The following is a 16,616-nucleotide window of genomic DNA, read 5'->3' on the forward strand; positions in this document are numbered from 1 at the left end:
CGACCCTTAGCGATGACCGTACACGCGTGGACGCGTGTAGTAGTCGATGAGCGGAACGGTGATGTTAGCCAGCAGCACGGCAAATGCCACGCCGTCCGGATAGCCGCCAAAGCTGCGAATAAGCCAGACCAGCAAGCCTGCCAGCGCGCCGAAAATCAGACGACCACGGTTGGTGGTAGAGGCGGTGACCGGATCGGTCAGAATAAAGAATGCCCCGAGCATGGTCGCGCCGGAGAGCAGATGGAGCTGCGGGCTGGCCAGTGACTCAGGTGAGATAACCCAGCCGAGCGTCGAGCAGACGGCCAGCGTCACCAGGAAGCTCACCGGAATATGCCAGCGGATCGCCTTCTGTTGCAGCAGGAACGCGCCACCCAACAGGTAGGCCAGATTGACCCACTGCCAGCCAGCACCTGCCAGTACGCCGCTGTAAATAGACGATTTCATCACCTGCTCCACGCTTTGTCCGGCACGCAGGGAGGTTTTGAAGGTATCGAGCGGAGTGGCCTGACTGATGCCGTCCACGCCCATGCGAAGCGCGTTCATATCTGCGCCCAGCGCGGTGTGGCCGGTAAAGATAACGTGCAGGGCATCCATAAAGCCGGGCACCGTGGCGGCGATCTCATGCGGCGGCAGCCAGCTGGTCATCTGTACCGGGAAGGAGATCAGCAGTACTACGTAGCCAATCATCGCCGGGTTAAACGGGTTATGGCCCAGCCCGCCGTACAGCTGCTTGGCGATGATCACCGCAAACACCGTTCCCAATACCACCATCCACCACGGGGCGAACGGGGGAATGCTGATGGCCAGTAACAGGCCGGTCAACAGGGCGGAGTTATCGCTCAGGATGCGAGTCACCTCCATTTTGCGCAGCTTCAGGATCGCGGCTTCCGCTGCGACGGCACTGGCGCAACCCAGAACTAACTGGAAAAGCGTACCCCAGCCGAAAAACCAACACTGTACGGCAATACCTGGCAGCGCGGCCAGGCACACCAGCATCATAATACGCGATGTCTGGCGCTGGTTATGGGTATAAGGGGAACTTGCAATTCTGAAAACCATTTAATCCTCGTTAACGGCTTGCTGCGCGGCTTTCTTTGCCTGAACGCGCGCAATCGCGGCGGCGACTGCGGCTTTGCGTGGATCGTCATTAGCGGCCGCAGGCAGTTCGTCCTGCTGTGCCGCTTTTCGTGCTTTGGCACGGGCGATGGCCGCTTCAACGGCGGCTTTACGCGGATCGACAGGGGCTTCACTCTCTTCGGCAGGTTGTAGCTGTGCCGCTTTACGTGCTTTGGCGCGGGCGATAGCGGCTTCAACGGCCGCCTTGCGCGGATCCGTCGCTTCCTGTTCAACCACCACTGTCTGCTGACCGGCTTTGCGGGCTTTTGCCCTGGCAATAGCCGCTTCCACCGCCGCTTTACGCGGGTCGATGTCGGCTTCCGGTTTGGCGTTTTGCGCTTTCTCCGCCTGACGCGCGCGTGCTTCGGCTTTCCGCGCTTCGCGGGCTGCAATCGCTTCGCTGTTGTCCGGTTTTTCTCCCGGAGCGATCACAACCGTCTGGGCGGCGGTGGCTTTCTTCTCGCGTACGCGGGCCAGGGCTGCGTTAATGGCATCCTGATCTTTCGCCGCAGGCTGCACGGCAGCCTGCTTATGGCGTTCCTGACGGGCTTGTTTCTCGCGCTCCAGTCGCGCCTGGCGCGCTTCAAAGCGGGCCTTCGCTTCAGCGGCACGTTTTTCTTCCATGGAGATGGCGTAGATTTCAGCTTTCTCCTGACGGAAATACTGCACCAGCGGAATATTGCTTGGGCAGACCCAGGCGCAGGCACCGCATTCAATACAGTCAGCCAGGTTATGCGCCTGGGCTTTATCGTGCAGCTGGCCTTTGCTGTACCAATACAACTGCTGCGGCAGTAAATCTGCCGGGCATGCGTCCGCACAGGCGCTACAGCGTATGCAACCTTTCTCTTCCTGCGTTTCGCCCATCTCCGTCAGGGAAGGGGCGAGCAGGCAGTTGGTAATCTTCACCACCGGCACATCAAGCCACGGCAGGGTAAAGCCCATCAGCGGGCCGCCCATAATGACCAGTTGATCGCTACCCGGGCAGAAGCCAGCCTGTTCCAGCAGATGACGCACCGGCGTACCCAGACGCGCCCAGATGTTGCCGGGACGGGAGACGGACTCGCCGGTCAGCGTGACGACGCGCTCGGTCAATGGCTCGCCGTCAATCACCGCACGTTTCACCGCGTAGGCAGTCCCCACATTTTGCATCAGCACGCCGATGTCGGACGAACGGCCTCCGTGGGGGACCTGTTTTCCGGTCAGGATCTGCGTCAGCTGTTTTGCCCCACCGGACGGATATTTGGTCGGGATCACGCGCAGGGCGATATCATGGCTGTCCGCCAGTACCGCACGCAGCATCGAAATGGCCTGCGGTTTATTGTCCTCAATACCGATCAGCACTTCGCGGGGTTGCAGGATATGCGCAAGAATGCGAATACCTTCCACCACCTGCGCCGCGCAGTCCTGCATCAGACGGTCATCGGCGGTAATGTACGGTTCGCACTCGGCGGCGTTGATGATCAGCGTTTCGATTTTATCGCCGCCGCCGTGAAGCTTAGCGCCGGTCGGGAAGCCTGCGCCCCCCAGACCCGCCACGCCGAACTGATGAATGCGTTGAATCAGCGCTTCACGGCTGTGGGAACGGTAGTCGCTCCAGCCGTCACGCTCGATCCAGCGGTCTTCACCATCGGCTTCAATGATCACGCTCAGCTCAGACAACGCCGACGGATGGGCAACGGTATGGGGGGCAACAGCCACCACCTTACCGGAAGTCGGGGCATGTATCGGCAACATCCGTCCGCGACCAAAGGTCAGCGGCTGGCCGCGAAGAACGCTATCGCCTTCTTTCACGCACAATTCGCCTTCCGCGCCGATATGCTGTTTCAGGGGCATAACGTAACGGGTCGCCAGCGGGATCTGGCGCAGCGGCGTGCCGTTAGACTGCGATTTCATCTCAGGCGGATGAATGCCGCCGTCGAAATCCCAGATCTTCTCTTTTCTGAAGGCAGAAAATAACTTAAGCATGTTGTTCCACAGGAATATTGCGAACCGGAATGGTCTGAAGGTCCCACTTCCAGTTTTCGGTAGTCGTTTCAACCGGGCGCAGTTCTATACACTGCGTCGGGCAGGGCGCCACGCAGAGATTACAGCCGGTGCACAGATCCGCCACAACGGTATGCATCGCGCGCGTTGCGCCCACAATGGCGTCAACAGGACACGCCTGAATACATTTTGTGCAGCCAATGCAGTTGGCTTCGTCGATAACAGCAAGGGCACGAACAGGCTCCTGGGCCTGTTCATCGCCGTCGACAGGCTGGGGATCGACGTTCAGCAGGGCAGCTATTTTAAGCATGACCGCTTCGCCACCCGGCGCGCAGCGGTTGATCTTTTCTCCCTGCACGCCCACCGCCTCAGCGTAAGGGCGGCAGCCAGGGTAGCCGCACTGCCCGCACTGGCTCTGGGGTAAAAGTTCATCAATTTTTTCAACCACCGGATCGTCCTCCACCGCAAACCGGCGGGAGGCGTAACCCAGAATGATGCCAAAGACGAGTCCCAGCACGCTGATGGACGCGATGGCAATCCAGATAGCACTCATTACAACTTCACCAGACCACTAAAGCCCATAAAGGCCAGAGACATTAAACCTGCGGTCACCAGAGCGATGGCGTTACCGCGAAACGGCGCGGGAATATCCGCCGCGGCCAGACGCTCGCGAATCGAGGCGAACAGGACCATAACAAAAGAAAAACCGACCGCGGCGGAAAAACCATACAGCGCCGATTGCAGGAAATTATGCCCAAGGTTGATATTCAGTAGCGCCACGCCCAGCACCGCACAGTTAGTGGTGATGAGGGGCAGAAAAATACCCAACAGGCGATACAGGGCAGGGCTGGTTTTCCGCACCACCATTTCGGTAAATTGCACCACGACCGCAATGACCAGAATAAAGGCCAAAGTGCGCAGGTAGAGCATGTCGAGCGGGATTAGGATCCAGGTATCAATCAGCCATGCGCAAATGGAGGCCATCGTCATCACGAAGGTGGTTGCCAGCCCCATGCCCATTGCCGTCTCCAGCTTTTTGGAGACGCCCATAAACGGGCACAGGCCAAGGAACTTCACCAGTACGAAGTTATTCACCAGCACAGTTCCGACAAAGAGCAGTAAGTAATCGGTCATTATTTAGCCTGAAATAAAATAGCCGCCTATTATCGGATAAACGACAACAGGCCACAACAGGTTAACTGTAAGGTTATTACGGGTTGACAAAGGTCTTCTTAACGCGCGTCGAACGCTTGAAATAAGGGACCAGAAGCGCCGTCGCCAGTAGCGGAAACAGTAACTGGCGAACCGCCAGCGCGTCAGACACAGGCGAGAAAGCGAACGCTTTGACAGCCAGCAGCACGGAGACCAGCAGCCAGATAATGTAATGCTTTGGCACGCTTTTGCGGCGTTTGAAGAAGGCGATAGTCAGCCACAGCGTGTAGTACCACATCGCGATCGCGAAAACGAACGACACAAACCACGTCGCAATATTGAGCGCACTCTGGGACATCAGTGTCTGGATAGCATGAGGCGTAACCAGTGCGGTGGTGTAAAGCAACAGCGCCAGTGAAGCGCTTAGTAATGCCACCAGCAGCCATGCCAGCGGGGCGATTAACCAGCCCCCAATTCTCTCTCCAGGCAATGCGGTCATACGCTCTCCCATAGTCTGCGCGAAATGTTATACAGAAATTTGCAGGGCGGAGAGTATATAACATTTCACGCCGAAGGCTACTTTCTTATACAACGTAACGCCATACGGATTTAGGCACTTCCCCCACATTGAACAGACGACCGCCAGAGACCAGTTCGGCGCGACGATGGTCAGCAGCGCGGTACATATTGATGATGTCCTGATTATCCGACAGCGTGTAGTTCAGATGGTCAAACAGTTTTTCCAGGCTTTCAAGGGAATTGATCTTGCGAAATTTTAATAAATAGTCCTGAACTGTCATATTAATAAGTTTCCATATAAAAGGGTAATACCCATAAAGGTAATGCGTTCGAATAATAAACGGATTAATAAAGACGTAAACTGTCCACTCGGGTAACGCGACGAAATTAGGAGTTTTCTTTGCGAAGAATCAGGCATCAGGAGATGCCTGAAAGAGAAGGGTAACCCCGTTCATTACGGCTGGCAATATGTTCCATGACGTAATGTGTCACGCTTTATGACGACACGGCTTACTTTTGTTGTGCGACAGTCACAGGCTCCGGCGGCTGGTAGTTATCGATATGGCTGGCAATGCCGAGCAACACGACTGAAACCCCAAGGACAATCCATCCCGCTAATTCAATGATTCGATTAATTATTGACGTCATAATTTGTGTTTGTAATTTATCCATAAATACAGATTACAAATGTTACAGCGCCCTTTTCTTCAGAGCAAGCGCTTTGGGAACGATTCCCCGGCCCCCTATGCGCACTTTAATGCGAGGTAACAAAAAACGCTGTCGTGAGATGCTATTTTAACTCACAGGGCACATTATTAATGTGTGCGTTAAGCACAAGGCCAGTGATAAATAAGCGCACAGCGAGGGGGCAAACGATGAGTGAAAACATCCGCGTCGGTCTTATTGGCTACGGGTACGCAAGCAAAACCTTTCATGCACCGCTGGTTGCCGGCACGCCGGGAATGGAACTAGCGGCCATCACAAGCAGCGATGAGACTAAGGTCCGCGCCGACTGGCCAGCTGTGCCGGTGGTAACGGAGCCTAAGCATCTGTTTAACGATCCTAATATTGACCTTATTGTCATTCCTACCCCTAACGACACTCATTTCCCCCTGGCGAAAGCGGCGCTGGAGGCAGGCAAACATGTTGTTGTCGATAAGCCCTTCACCGTGACGTTGTCACAGGCGCGCGAGCTGGATGCGCTGGCGCGAAGTCTGGGTCGGTTATTATCGGTCTTTCACAACCGGCGCTGGGACAGCGATTTCCTGACGGTCAAAGCGCTGCTCAACGAAGGCACGCTCGGCGAAATTGCCTTTTTTGAGTCGCACTTCGATCGTTATCGTCCGCAGGTGCGAGATCGCTGGCGCGAGCAGGCGGGACCGGGCAGCGGCATCTGGTATGACTTAGCGCCGCATCTTCTCGATCAGGCCGTTCATCTGTTTGGTCTGCCCGTAAGCATGACGGTCGATTTAGCGCAGCTCAGGCCGGGGGCGCAGACCACCGACTATTTCCATGCCATTTTGAGTTATCCGCAGCGGCGCATTGTGCTGCACGGGACAATGCTTGCGGCGGCGGAATCGGCCCGCTATATCATTCATGGGGCGCGCGGCAGCTATGTGAAGTTCGGCCTGGATCCGCAGGAAGAGCGCCTCAAAAATGGCGAACGCTTACCGCAGGAGGACTGGGGCTACGACATGCGCGACGGGGTGGTGACGCGTGCGGAGGGTGAGGCGCTGGTTGAAGAGACGGTATTGACCCTGCCGGGGAACTATCCGGCGTATTACGCCGCAATTCGTGACGCGCTGAACGGTTCAGGTGAAAATCCGGTTCCCGCAAGCCAGGCAATCCAGATTATGGAGCTCATTGAGCTGGGGATCGAATCTGCCAAACATCGCGCAACGCTCTGTCTGGCATAAGTGCCAAACGCTTTCGTAGGCCGGGTAAGCGCAGCGCCACCCGGCAGTAAAGAGGACTACTGAGCAACTTTATCGCGCAGCGCCTGTTTCTCTTCATGCGTCAGGAAGGCGATCTCCAGCCCGTTGATTTGCGCCTGACGGATCTGCTCGCGGCTCAGCCCGGCCTGCGGCGCGGCGATGTTGTATTCGTGAATAATATCCACGCCCTGAACCGCCGGATCGTCCGTGTTCAGTGAAGCCAGCACCCCGTGTTCAAGGAAGGTTTTCAGCGGGTGTTGCGCCAGCGATGCCACTGTACTGGTCTGAATATTGGAGGTCAGGCAGGATTCGATTCCAATACGTTGTTCGGCGAGGAAATCCATCAGCGCGCGATCTTCAATGGCTTTCACGCCGTGACCAATACGTTCCGCACCCAGTTCACGAATGGCCTGCCAGATGCTTTCCGGCCCCGCGGCTTCGCCTGCATGAACGGTAATATGCCATCCTGCATCACGTGCGCGGTTGAAATGAGACAGGAACAGGCTGCCCGGGAAGCCCAGCTCGTCACCGGCCAGGTCGATGGCGGTGATCTGGTCGCGATGCGCCAGTAATGCTTCCAGCTCCTGAAGACAGGCCGCTTCACCGAAGGTACGGCTCATAATGCCGATCAAACGCGCCTGAACGTCAAAGGTTTTGCAGCCTTCACGCACGCCTTCAATGACCGCTTCAACCACGCCCGCTACGGGGAGATTGTGGGTCATCGCCATATAGCCCGGGGAGAAACGCAGTTCGACATAGTGCAGGCCGTTGCGCGCGGCATCTTCGATGTTTTCAAAGGCGACACGGCGACAGGCATCGACCGAGGCCAGCATCTTCACGCCCCAGTCGAGCTTGCTCAGAAAGCTCACCAGATCCGGTTCGTTCGACGTGACCTGAACATGAGGGATCAGGGTTTCAAGCGTTTCGGCAGGGAGGGTTAAATTGAACTGGCGACCAAGATCGAGAATGGTTTGGGCACGAATGTTTCCGTCGAGGTGGCGGTGAATATCAGTTAAAGGCAGGCGTGTATCAATCATGGTCGCACTCTTTGCTGGTTAAAGTGCGCCATATTATAAAAACAAAACGGGGTAAAAAGCTATTTGCGCAAGGGAATATTCCGTTGCGCAAATAATTTACAGCAGCGTGTTGATGCCCGCGATGAGGCGCTGAACGCCCTGTTCAAGCTTACTACGGGGGCAACCCGCGTTCAGACGAACGTAGCCTTTCCCTTCGGCTCCATAGGTATATCCCGGCATGATGGCCACTTTTTGCTGCTCAATAAGCACCTTTTGCAGCGTATTGTCGTCAATACTGAGCGGGCTGAGGTCGATCCAGGCAAGATAGGTAGCCTCAGGTGGTTGCCAGCTGAGTGCCGGAAAAGCACTGTTTAATTCGCGAGCAACATACCGCAGATTCTCTTCGAGATAGGTCCGCAGCGCGTCCAGCCAGGGTTCGCCCTGTCGGTAAGCAGCAATATGCGCGGTCAGCGCCAGCACGGAAGGGGAAGAGAGTCCGTCCCGACCTTTTAATGCATTCAGATAGGCGTTACGGCTGGCGTCATCGGCGATAAGCCCCCAGGCGCCCGTCAGCGCCGGAATGTTGAAGCTTTTGGAACCCGAGGTCAGCAGCGCCCATTTACCGTGCGCAACCTCATTCCACGGGGTATGACGATGCTTGCCCCATACCATGTCCATATGAATTTCGTCGCTGATCACCGCTACGTCATAACGTTCACACAGGGCCGCCATTGTGGTCAGCGCCTCCCGAGTCCAGACTTTTCCGGTCGGGTTTTGCGGGCTACACAGCAGCAACACCTTGTTTTCCGGTTTTGATAGCGCCGCTTCCAGCGAGGCCATATCCCCCTCCCAGCCATGCGCTGTTTTCTGCATCGGCACGGAAACAACGGTACGCTGGTTGCCTTCGATGGCTTTATAAAAGGCATCGTAAGCCGGAGTATGGACCACCACGCCGTCGCCAGGCGAGGACCAGAGGCGGATCAGCTCCGAGACCATATAAATGACCGACGGCCCATACACCACGGTTTCGGTATCAATCTGACTGTTAAAGCGTTGCCGGAACCAGTGCGCCACGGCGGCCAGAAATTCGTCATTTTTCCAGCGACTGTAACCAAACACCCCGTGGTTTATTCGCTGGTGCAGCGCATCGGTAATGCAGGGGGCGGTGGCGAAATCCATATCAGAGATGGTGAAGGGCAGCAGGTCGGCAGCGCCAAAACGGTCAGCGACATAATCCCACTGGGTACACCAGGTGCCGTGTCGATCCACGACGGTTGAAAAATCAAACATGACGGTGCTCCGTAAAGTAAAACCCCCTCATGACGAGGGGGGGCGAGGCATCAGGCTTCGACGGTTCGCATCAGGGTTGCCAGCTCATCCTTCACTGACTGTACCTGCGGGCCAATGACGACCTGCAAATTGTGCTGATTTAACTGTACTACGCCAATAGCCCGGTTAGCTTTAAGTGCGTTGGTATCCACTTTGGACATGTCCGCCACCGACAAACGCAGGCGGGTGATGCAGTTATCCAGAGAGGTAATATTATCCGCACCGCCCAGCGCCGCCAGAATAGCCGGCGTGTTATATCCGGATTTCCCAACGGTACCGGCCACCGCCAGTTCAACGCTGGTGGCCGTATCGGTATCGCGGCCAGGCGTTTTCAGGTTGAAGCGGGTGATGGCGAAGCGGAAGATCCCGTAGTAAACCGCGAACCAGATGGCGGCCACAACCGGCACCAGATACCACTTGGTGGACAGGCCGTGCAGGATACCGAATACCACGAAGTCAATCACGTTACCGTCGGTGTTACCGATGGTCACACCGAGCACAGCCATCACGGTAAAGCCCAGGCCCGTCAGTACGGCGTGGATGAGGTACAGTACCGGTGCCACGAACAGGAACAGGAACTCGATAGGTTCTGTCGTACCGCCCACCACGCAGGCAATAACGCCGGAGATCAGCAGACCTTTAATTTTATGACGATTTTCCGGACGGGCACAGTGGTACATCGCCAGCGCAGCACCCGGCAGGCCGCCGAGGAAGGCAGGCATTTTACCCTGAGAAAGGAAACGCGTCGCACTTTCAGAGAAGCCGTGAGTGGTCGGGCAGCTCAGCTGGGCCTGGAAGATGGTCAGCGCGCCGCTAACGGAATGACCGCAAACGTCCATGGTGCCGCCTGCTTCCGTAAAGCGGATCAGGGCAACCAGGATGTGCTGTAAACCAAACGGTAGCAGCAGACGTTCACCCGTACCGAAAATCATCGGGCCGAAATCACCCGCGCCGTTGATAATGCGGCCAATCCCGGTGATCCCCATGGCAAAAATCGGCCAAATCAGAGGGATGATCAGACCAAACAGACCCATCACAACCAGCGTAATGATTGGCACAAAGCGGGTCCCGCCGAAGAAGGCCAGCGCATCGGGCAGGCGGATGTTGTGGAAGCGCTCGTGCAGCATCCAGATAATCACCCCCGCGATCACGGCTCCAAGGATCCCGGTATCGATGGACTGAATACCAATCACGCTCTGAATGTTATTGGCTTTCACTACCGCCGCGTCGGTCGTCGGCAGGATCCCTTTGGCGGTCAGCCAGAAGTTAACCGCAAGGTTCATGACCGCATAGCCAACGAAGCCCGCAAACGCCGCCACGCCTTTGTTTTCGCGCGCCAGACCCAGAGGAATGGCGATACAGAACATTACCGGCAGGAAGCTAAAGGCAAACGATCCGACCTTGCTCATCCAGATGAAGATCGCCTGAAGTACCGGATTTCCCAGGAAAGGGATCAGGGTAATGACGTCATGACTGCTTAACGAGCTGCCGATCCCCAGCATAATCCCGCAAAAAGAGAGAAGCGCCACGGGCAGCATAAAGGTTTTACCCAGTTGCTGGAAAAACTCCCACAGCGATATTTTTTGTGCTGCTTTCGTCGTCATAAAACGACTCCTTAAAGGGTAGAAAGAGATTTAACGACCTCGATGGGGCGAGAAGATAAAACGTTTTATCAAACTTTAGTGCGCGCTAAATCACATTCTCAGGCTTTTACTGGTAGTATAAAGATAACGTATTGATAAAACGTTTTAGCGATCTCATTATCAAGGAGTCACGCCACCACATGGCTGTAGCGAAAAAGATCACCATCAACGATGTCGCGCTGGCGGCGGGGGTTTCCGTCAGCACCGTTTCGCTGGTATTAAGCGGGAAGGGGCGCATCTCTCCTGCAACGGGTCAGCGCGTCAACGAGGCCGTTGAGCAGTTGGGCTTTGTGCGTAATCGCCAGGCGTCGGCGCTGCGCGGTGGGCAAAGCGGGGTGATAGGGCTGATCGTTCGCGATCTCGCGTCGCCGTTTTATGCAGAACTGACCGCCGGGCTGACCGAGGCGCTTGAAGCGCAGGGGCGAATGGTTTTCCTGCTCCACGGTGGGCGCGAACCGGAGCAACTGCTCTCCAGGCTAGATTTGCTGCTGACGCAAGGGGTGGATGGGGTGATCGTGGCCGGCGCGTCCGGCGTGGGCAGTGAATTGTGTGAGCGCGCGGCGCAGAAAGGCGTACCGCTGGTGTTTGCGTCGCGCGCCAGCTATCTCGACGAAGCCGATACCCTTCGGCCAGATAACATGCAGGCCGCGCAAATGCTGACCGAGCATCTTATTCATCGCGGCCATCAGCGCATCGCCTGGCTCGGCGGTAAAAGCTCGTCCCTGACGCGTGCCGAGCGGGTGGGCGGTTACTGCTCCACGCTCATCAAATATGGCCTGCCGTTTCACAGCGAATGGGTGGTGGAGTGTGAATCCAGCCAGAAAAAAGCCGCGGAAGCCATCGGCACGCTGCTTCGCAACAGCCCGACGATCAGCGCGGTGATTTGCTATAACGACGTTATTGCGATGGGGGCGTGGTTCGGTTTGATCCGCGCCGGACGCCAGAGCGGTGAGGGCGGGGTAGAAACGTTCTTCGGCCATCAGGTGGCGCTGGGGGCGTTTGCAGATGTCGGTGAAAATGCGTTAGACGATCTCCCCATCGTCTGGGCGACGACGCCGGCTCGTGAAATGGGGTACACCCTGGCAGAACGAATTATGCAGCGCATTGAAAATACGGACGTGCAGGCCGGGCATCAGATTGTGGCTGCGCGCTTAGTGACGGTGAAGTAAACGCTTTGCTTGCACGGGCCTACAACGGCTCAGGAGCGGAGGCCGGGTAAGCGTCAGCGCCACCCGGCAATAAAAAACCCCTCATGCGAGGGGTTTTTCGTTTACTGCTGCGGTACTGCCGGCGGCGCAGCCGGTTCGGCCGGTTCAGGCATGCCCAGCGTCGGCATACCAAACATACCGACAAACTCTTCCAGCGGCATTTTGTCGCCGTTGAGCGTCACCTGGCCATTAGCATATTGCAGGCTGGTGGAAATGGTGTTGTCTTCCACCTTCGTGATGCGGAACATCTGGCCCATCGCCGCCAGGCCTTTCACCTGTTGGTTTGCCAGTTTACCTGCATCTTCTTCACCATACCCTTCGAGTTTCGCAATCTGCGTCATGAACTCGGTTGCCATATCCATCGGGATGGTCAGCTTGCTGTCGAGCGATTTCACGCTGCGGTCAACTTCCTGCGCCAGGGTCTGCGGCTCGCCGGTCGTGGCTGCCGGATCCTTCAGGAACAGCGACAGGTTGAAGTTGGTTTCGCCTTTGCCGTTTTTCCAGCTCAGGGGCGCAACGGTAATCACCGGCTCGCCCTTCAGCAGGATCGGCAGGTTATTAAACAGCACCGTCATCGCCTGCTGCTGGTAAGCCTGTGGGTTCTGTTGCAGGGCGGCATCGGTCAGCAGAGCCTGGCTCTCTTTACTGTATTTCTGACTGAATTCGTGCCACGCCTGGCCGTCAATGTTGCCGATTTTCAGGGACAACTTACCGGTACCCAGATCCTGATTCTGTACTTTCAGGCTTTTCAAGCTGTAATCCAGCTGGGTGTTGATGCTTTTACCGTCTTTGGACACGTCAGACTTACCGTCCAGATCCATGCCTTCAAGCACCGCCATCTCTTTGCCTTCGATCGCAATGGCGATCTTATCGAGGCTCAGTTTCTGGTCGCCGATACGCTCATCAAAATCAGTCATACGGCTATTGCCGCTGGCTTTCAGGTTGTTGAAGGTAAGCTGCACCTTCTGGTTATATTCATTGACTGAATTCACCAGGCCGCTGGCGGCATCGCCGGTCAGGGAGACATTCTTGCCGTCGCGATCGGCATCAAGCTGGAAATTACCGCCGCTGAAGGCGACTTTATCAGTGCCTTGTTCGTAATTCAGGGCTTTCAGGTCGATGTCGGAATGCGTATCACCGGCATAGCTGATGCGGGTATTGATCTCAAACGGCGACTCATTTTTCGCCATATCGAAAATCGGCTTCGTCACCTCGTTATTCACCAGTACGGTTCTGGCGGATGCCATAGAGGGGATCAGGTTAAACTTTTTCAACTGCGCCAGCGGGAACGGACCGTGGCTGACCACTTCATCCAGCACCACGCTCTGGCCCGGTTTCAGCCAGGCGTTCTGATTACCCGCAACCGGCTTCACCACCACCTGCATATGGCTGGTAAACACGCCACGCTGGTAGTTCTGATAGCTCAGCTCCAGACCTGCTTCAGGCGCGCTGCGCTTAATCTCGCTGTTTGCCTGCGTCATCATCTCTGCCAGACGGCTTTCCAGCTGTTTCCCGGTATACCAGGAAGCACCCGTCCAGATCACGCCTAAAGCAACAATCACTCCTACCGCTACGACCGATTTTTTCATTGCGATTATCCCTAAAATGAAACCAGGCGGTTAAAACCGCCTGGTGTTACAACGCCTGTTACTAGCTTAGCAAGAGTTGTTAAAAAATTCAGTAAGTCCCTAAAGCTTATTAAAAACACGCGCCAGGCGACCGGTGCCGCTCACCCGGACAGGCGACTCGTTTGCTGCGACAAAGGCGGATTCACCCGGTTTGAGCACCAGACGATCGCTATCTTTGTGCAACGTCGCTTCGCCTTCCACACAGAACAGGATCGCGGCGCTCTCCTGTGCAATGGCGGTTTCGTCTGCGCTGAGGTCGTGCAGGGAGAAGGCAAAATCGTCAACCGGAATCGGGAAGTCCAGCTCTGCGCCGTTTTTCACCGGCTGAGTAAGCAGCTCCGCAGCAGGTTTCGCCACAAACTTCACGTTGGCAACCAGCTCAGGGATGTCGATGTATTTTGGCGTCAGGCCCGCGCGCAGTACGTTATCGGAGTTAGCCATCACCTCCAGTGCCACGCCGTTGAGGTAGGCGTGCGGGGTTTCAGCGAACAGGAACATCGCTTCGCCCGGGTTGAGCTTCACCACGTTCAGCAGAAGCGGAGAGAAGAGACCGCTGTCGTCCGGATAAAACGCGGAAATTACGCGAATGGTGTCCCATGGCTCACCCTGCTGGCTGTTCAGCGCGGCTTTCAGCACCGCCAGCGCGTGTGATTTTTCCTCGCCCTGCATATTCAGCAGGCTGGCAAACAGCTCGCTCAAGGCTTCTGCGTTCGGGTTTTCCAGGAAGTGGGCGATCGCGTTGTGAGCCCCGGCGACCGGTTGCAGCAGGGAGATGATCTCGGAAAACTCGCGGAAGGCATTCATCGCCAGAAAAGGGGTGAGGGCGAAAACCAGTTCCGGCTTGTGGTTAGGATCTTTGTAGTTACGCTCTGCGGCGTCTAACGGAATACCGGCGGCATTTTCTTTGGCAAAGCCCAGCTCAGAGGCTTTTTTGTTCGGGTGAACCTGAATGGAGAGCGGCTGGTCGGCGCACAATACCTTGAACAGAAACGGCAGCTCACCAAAACGATTCGCCACTTTATCGCCGAGCAGTGCGGCTTTGTCGGCGTCGATGACGTCACGCAGGCTGCGAACCTGACCGCTGGCATCTTCAATTTTTGAGCTGCTCTTCGGGTGCGCGCCCATCCACAGCTCTGCCATCGGCAGGTTGTCCGGGTTGGCGATACCGTAGAGATCCGTTAACGCAGTTTTACTTCCCCAGGCGTAGTTTTGCACTGAGTTGATGAGTTTTTGCATTATCAAGCCCTGATTCATATGTGGAATTAACTCCGCGTATTAAAGCAATAAACCGAATGGAAGTAACCTGCGGATGTAAAAAGTCGTACTAGTCTCAGTTTTTGTTAAAAAATTGTGTAGGATAAGCTGACTCGCTTTTAAGCCGGGCAGCGGAACATCTGCCCTGAATAAACAGACCGAAGCAGTAAGTGAGAGAACAATGTCGAATAAACCCTTCCATTATCAGGATCCTTTCCCGCTCAGTCAGGATCAGACCGAGTATTATCTGTTAACCCGCGATTACGTTACTGTCTCTGAGTTTGAAGGGCAGGAGATCCTCAAAGTTGACCCGCAGGGGCTGACGTTGCTGGCGCAGCAAGCCTTCCATGATGCTTCCTTTATGCTCCGTCCGGCGCATCAGCAGCAGGTTGCTGATATCCTGAGCGACCCGGAAGCCAGCGAGAACGATAAGTACGTTGCCCTGCAATTCCTGCGTAACTCTGATATCGCGGCGAAAGGCATTCTGCCGACCTGCCAGGACACCGGCACGGCGATTATCACCGGTAAAAAAGGCCAGCGCGTCTGGACCGGCGGCGGTGACGAAGCGGCGCTGGCGCGCGGCGTTTACAATACCTACACCGAAGACAACCTGCGCTATTCGCAAAACGCGGCGCTGGATATGTACAAAGAGGTGAACACCGGCACTAACCTGCCTGCGCAGATTGACCTCTACAGCGTCGACGGTGACGAGTACAAATTCCTCTGCATCGCCAAAGGCGGCGGTTCAGCCAACAAAACCTATCTTTACCAGGAAACCAAAGCGCTGCTTACCCCGGGCAAGCTGAAAAACTACCTGGTCGAGAAGATGCGTACCCTCGGCACCGCGGCCTGCCCGCCGTACCATATCGCATTTGTGATTGGCGGTACGTCTGCCGAAAGCACCCTGAAAACCGTTAAGCTGGCCTCAACCAAATACTACGATGGCCTGCCAACGGAAGGTAACGAACATGGTCAGGCGTTCCGCGACGTGCAGCTTGAGCAGGAACTGCTGGCCGAAGCGCAGAACCTGGGGCTGGGCGCGCAGTTTGGCGGCAAATACTTCGCGCATGACATTCGCGTGATCCGCCTGCCGCGCCACGGTGCTTCTTGTCCGGTGGGGATGGGTGTTTCCTGTTCAGCGGACCGTAACATCAAAGCGAAGATCAACCGCGACGGCATCTGGATCGAGAAGCTGGAGAACAACCCGGGCAAATACATCCCTGAAGAACTGCGTAAAGCGGGCGAGGGGGAAGCGGTTCGCGTGGACCTGAATCGTCCGATGAAAGAGATTCTGGCGCAGCTTTCGCAGTATCCGGTCTCGACGCGCCTTTCCCTGAACGGGACGATTATCGTGGGCCGCGACATCGCCCATGCGAAGCTGAAAGAGCGCCTGGACAACGGCGAAGGGCTGCCGCAGTACATTAAAGATCACCCGATCTACTACGCAGGTCCGGCAAAAACGCCTGATGGATATGCTTCCGGCTCGTTAGGCCCAACCACGGCGGGCCGTATGGACTCCTACGTCGACCAGTTACAGGCCAACGGCGGCAGCATGATCATGCTGGCGAAAGGCAACCGCAGCCAGCAGGTGACGGACGCGTGCCACAAGCACGGCGGCTTCTACCTCGGTAGCATCGGTGGCCCGGCGGCGGTGCTGGCGCAGGGCAGTATCAAGAGCCTTGAGTGCGTGGAGTACCCGGAACTGGGTATGGAAGCGATCTGGAAAATTGAAGTGGAAGACTTCCCGGCGTTCATCCTCGTGGATGACAAAGGTAACGACTTCTTCAAACAGATCCAGTCTTCCCAGTGTTCGGCGTGTGTGAAGTAATTCTGT

At 56.2% G+C, this 16,616-nt stretch carries 15 protein-coding genes; 3 read left to right on the forward strand and 12 right to left on the reverse strand.

The features are described 5' to 3' along the window. Nucleotides 1–6: 6 nt before the first annotated feature. From rsxD to blr, 7 genes are all read right to left on the reverse strand, one after another. Nucleotides 7–1,059 carry an electron transport complex subunit RsxD gene (gene rsxD / locus RY075_RS10175; RefSeq protein ID WP_003857588.1) on the reverse strand — a complete coding sequence of 351 codons (1,053 nt, stop codon included), beginning with the start codon at nt 1,057–1,059 and terminating at the stop codon, nt 7–9. Further along, nucleotides 1,060–3,081, reverse strand: coding sequence for an electron transport complex subunit RsxC (gene rsxC / locus RY075_RS10180; RefSeq protein WP_022650947.1), 2,022 nt, complete (start codon nt 3,079–3,081; stop codon nt 1,060–1,062). Further along, a complete protein-coding gene (gene rsxB, locus RY075_RS10185; RefSeq protein WP_003857583.1) occupies nt 3,074–3,652 on the reverse strand; it encodes an electron transport complex subunit RsxB in 579 nt (192 codons plus the stop codon). The genes rsxC and rsxB overlap by 8 nt, the downstream gene beginning before the upstream one ends. Continuing rightward, nucleotides 3,652–4,233: an electron transport complex subunit RsxA gene (gene rsxA / locus RY075_RS10190; protein WP_003857582.1), complete on the reverse strand. Its 582-nt coding sequence runs from the start codon at nt 4,231–4,233 to the stop codon at nt 3,652–3,654. Before rsxA ends, rsxB begins: the two co-directional genes overlap by 1 nt. Before the next feature lie 76 nt (nt 4,234–4,309). Then, a complete protein-coding gene (locus tag RY075_RS10195) occupies nt 4,310–4,750 on the reverse strand; it encodes a DUF2569 domain-containing protein (protein ID WP_015570663.1) in 441 nt (146 codons plus the stop codon). An 85-nt stretch (nt 4,751–4,835) separates the two neighbouring features. After that, nucleotides 4,836–5,051 carry a transcription modulator YdgT gene (ydgT, locus tag RY075_RS10200; protein ID WP_000217941.1) on the reverse strand — a complete coding sequence of 72 codons (216 nt, stop codon included), beginning with the start codon at nt 5,049–5,051 and terminating at the stop codon, nt 4,836–4,838. A gap of 229 nt (nt 5,052–5,280) precedes the next feature. Next, on the reverse strand, nt 5,281–5,406 hold the full coding sequence (gene blr, locus RY075_RS10205; protein WP_151884424.1) for a division septum protein Blr: 126 nt from the start codon (nt 5,404–5,406) through the stop codon (nt 5,281–5,283). A 239-nt stretch (nt 5,407–5,645) separates the two neighbouring features. On the opposite strand from blr, the gene RY075_RS10210 reads away from it, so the two are divergent. Further along, nucleotides 5,646–6,686, forward strand: coding sequence for an oxidoreductase (locus tag RY075_RS10210; protein ID WP_003857576.1), 1,041 nt, complete (start codon nt 5,646–5,648; stop codon nt 6,684–6,686). 56 nt (nt 6,687–6,742) lie between these two features. Here RY075_RS10210 and add read toward each other — a convergent pair whose 3' ends face one another. The 3 genes from add to malX form a co-directional block, all read right to left on the reverse strand. Then, nucleotides 6,743–7,741 (reverse strand): adenosine deaminase, encoded by a 999-nt coding sequence (add, locus tag RY075_RS10215; RefSeq protein WP_058659751.1) that lies wholly within the window; start codon nt 7,739–7,741, stop codon nt 6,743–6,745. Between the two features lie 96 nt (nt 7,742–7,837). Continuing rightward, entirely contained in the window at nt 7,838–9,010 is a 1,173-nt protein-coding gene (locus RY075_RS10220) for a MalY/PatB family protein (protein ID WP_338628520.1), read from the reverse strand. 50 nt (nt 9,011–9,060) lie between these two features. Continuing rightward, nucleotides 9,061–10,653 (reverse strand): maltose/glucose-specific PTS transporter subunit IIBC, encoded by a 1,593-nt coding sequence (gene malX, locus RY075_RS10225; RefSeq protein ID WP_338628522.1) that lies wholly within the window; start codon nt 10,651–10,653, stop codon nt 9,061–9,063. 179 nt (nt 10,654–10,832) lie between these two features. Between malX and RY075_RS10230 the strand changes: the two genes are divergently transcribed. Next, nucleotides 10,833–11,861 carry a Mal regulon transcriptional regulator MalI gene (locus RY075_RS10230; RefSeq protein ID WP_003857568.1) on the forward strand — a complete coding sequence of 343 codons (1,029 nt, stop codon included), beginning with the start codon at nt 10,833–10,835 and terminating at the stop codon, nt 11,859–11,861. 101 nt (nt 11,862–11,962) lie between these two features. Here the strand turns inward: RY075_RS10230 and RY075_RS10235 are convergent, their stop codons facing one another. After that, nucleotides 11,963–13,489: a YdgA family protein gene (locus tag RY075_RS10235; protein WP_023324553.1), complete on the reverse strand. Its 1,527-nt coding sequence runs from the start codon at nt 13,487–13,489 to the stop codon at nt 11,963–11,965. A gap of 99 nt (nt 13,490–13,588) precedes the next feature. Beyond that, on the reverse strand, nt 13,589–14,764 hold the full coding sequence (manA, locus tag RY075_RS10240) for a mannose-6-phosphate isomerase (protein ID WP_171854470.1): 1,176 nt from the start codon (nt 14,762–14,764) through the stop codon (nt 13,589–13,591). 199 nt (nt 14,765–14,963) lie between these two features. Between manA and fumA the strand changes: the two genes are divergently transcribed. Then, on the forward strand, nt 14,964–16,610 hold the full coding sequence (gene fumA, locus RY075_RS10245; protein ID WP_032609072.1) for a class I fumarate hydratase FumA: 1,647 nt from the start codon (nt 14,964–14,966) through the stop codon (nt 16,608–16,610). Nucleotides 16,611–16,616: the final 6 nt, after the last annotated feature.

Source organism: Enterobacter sp. JJBC, assembly GCF_036936505.1.
GTDB classification, from domain to species: Bacteria; Pseudomonadota; Gammaproteobacteria; order Enterobacterales; family Enterobacteriaceae; genus Enterobacter; species Enterobacter hormaechei_C.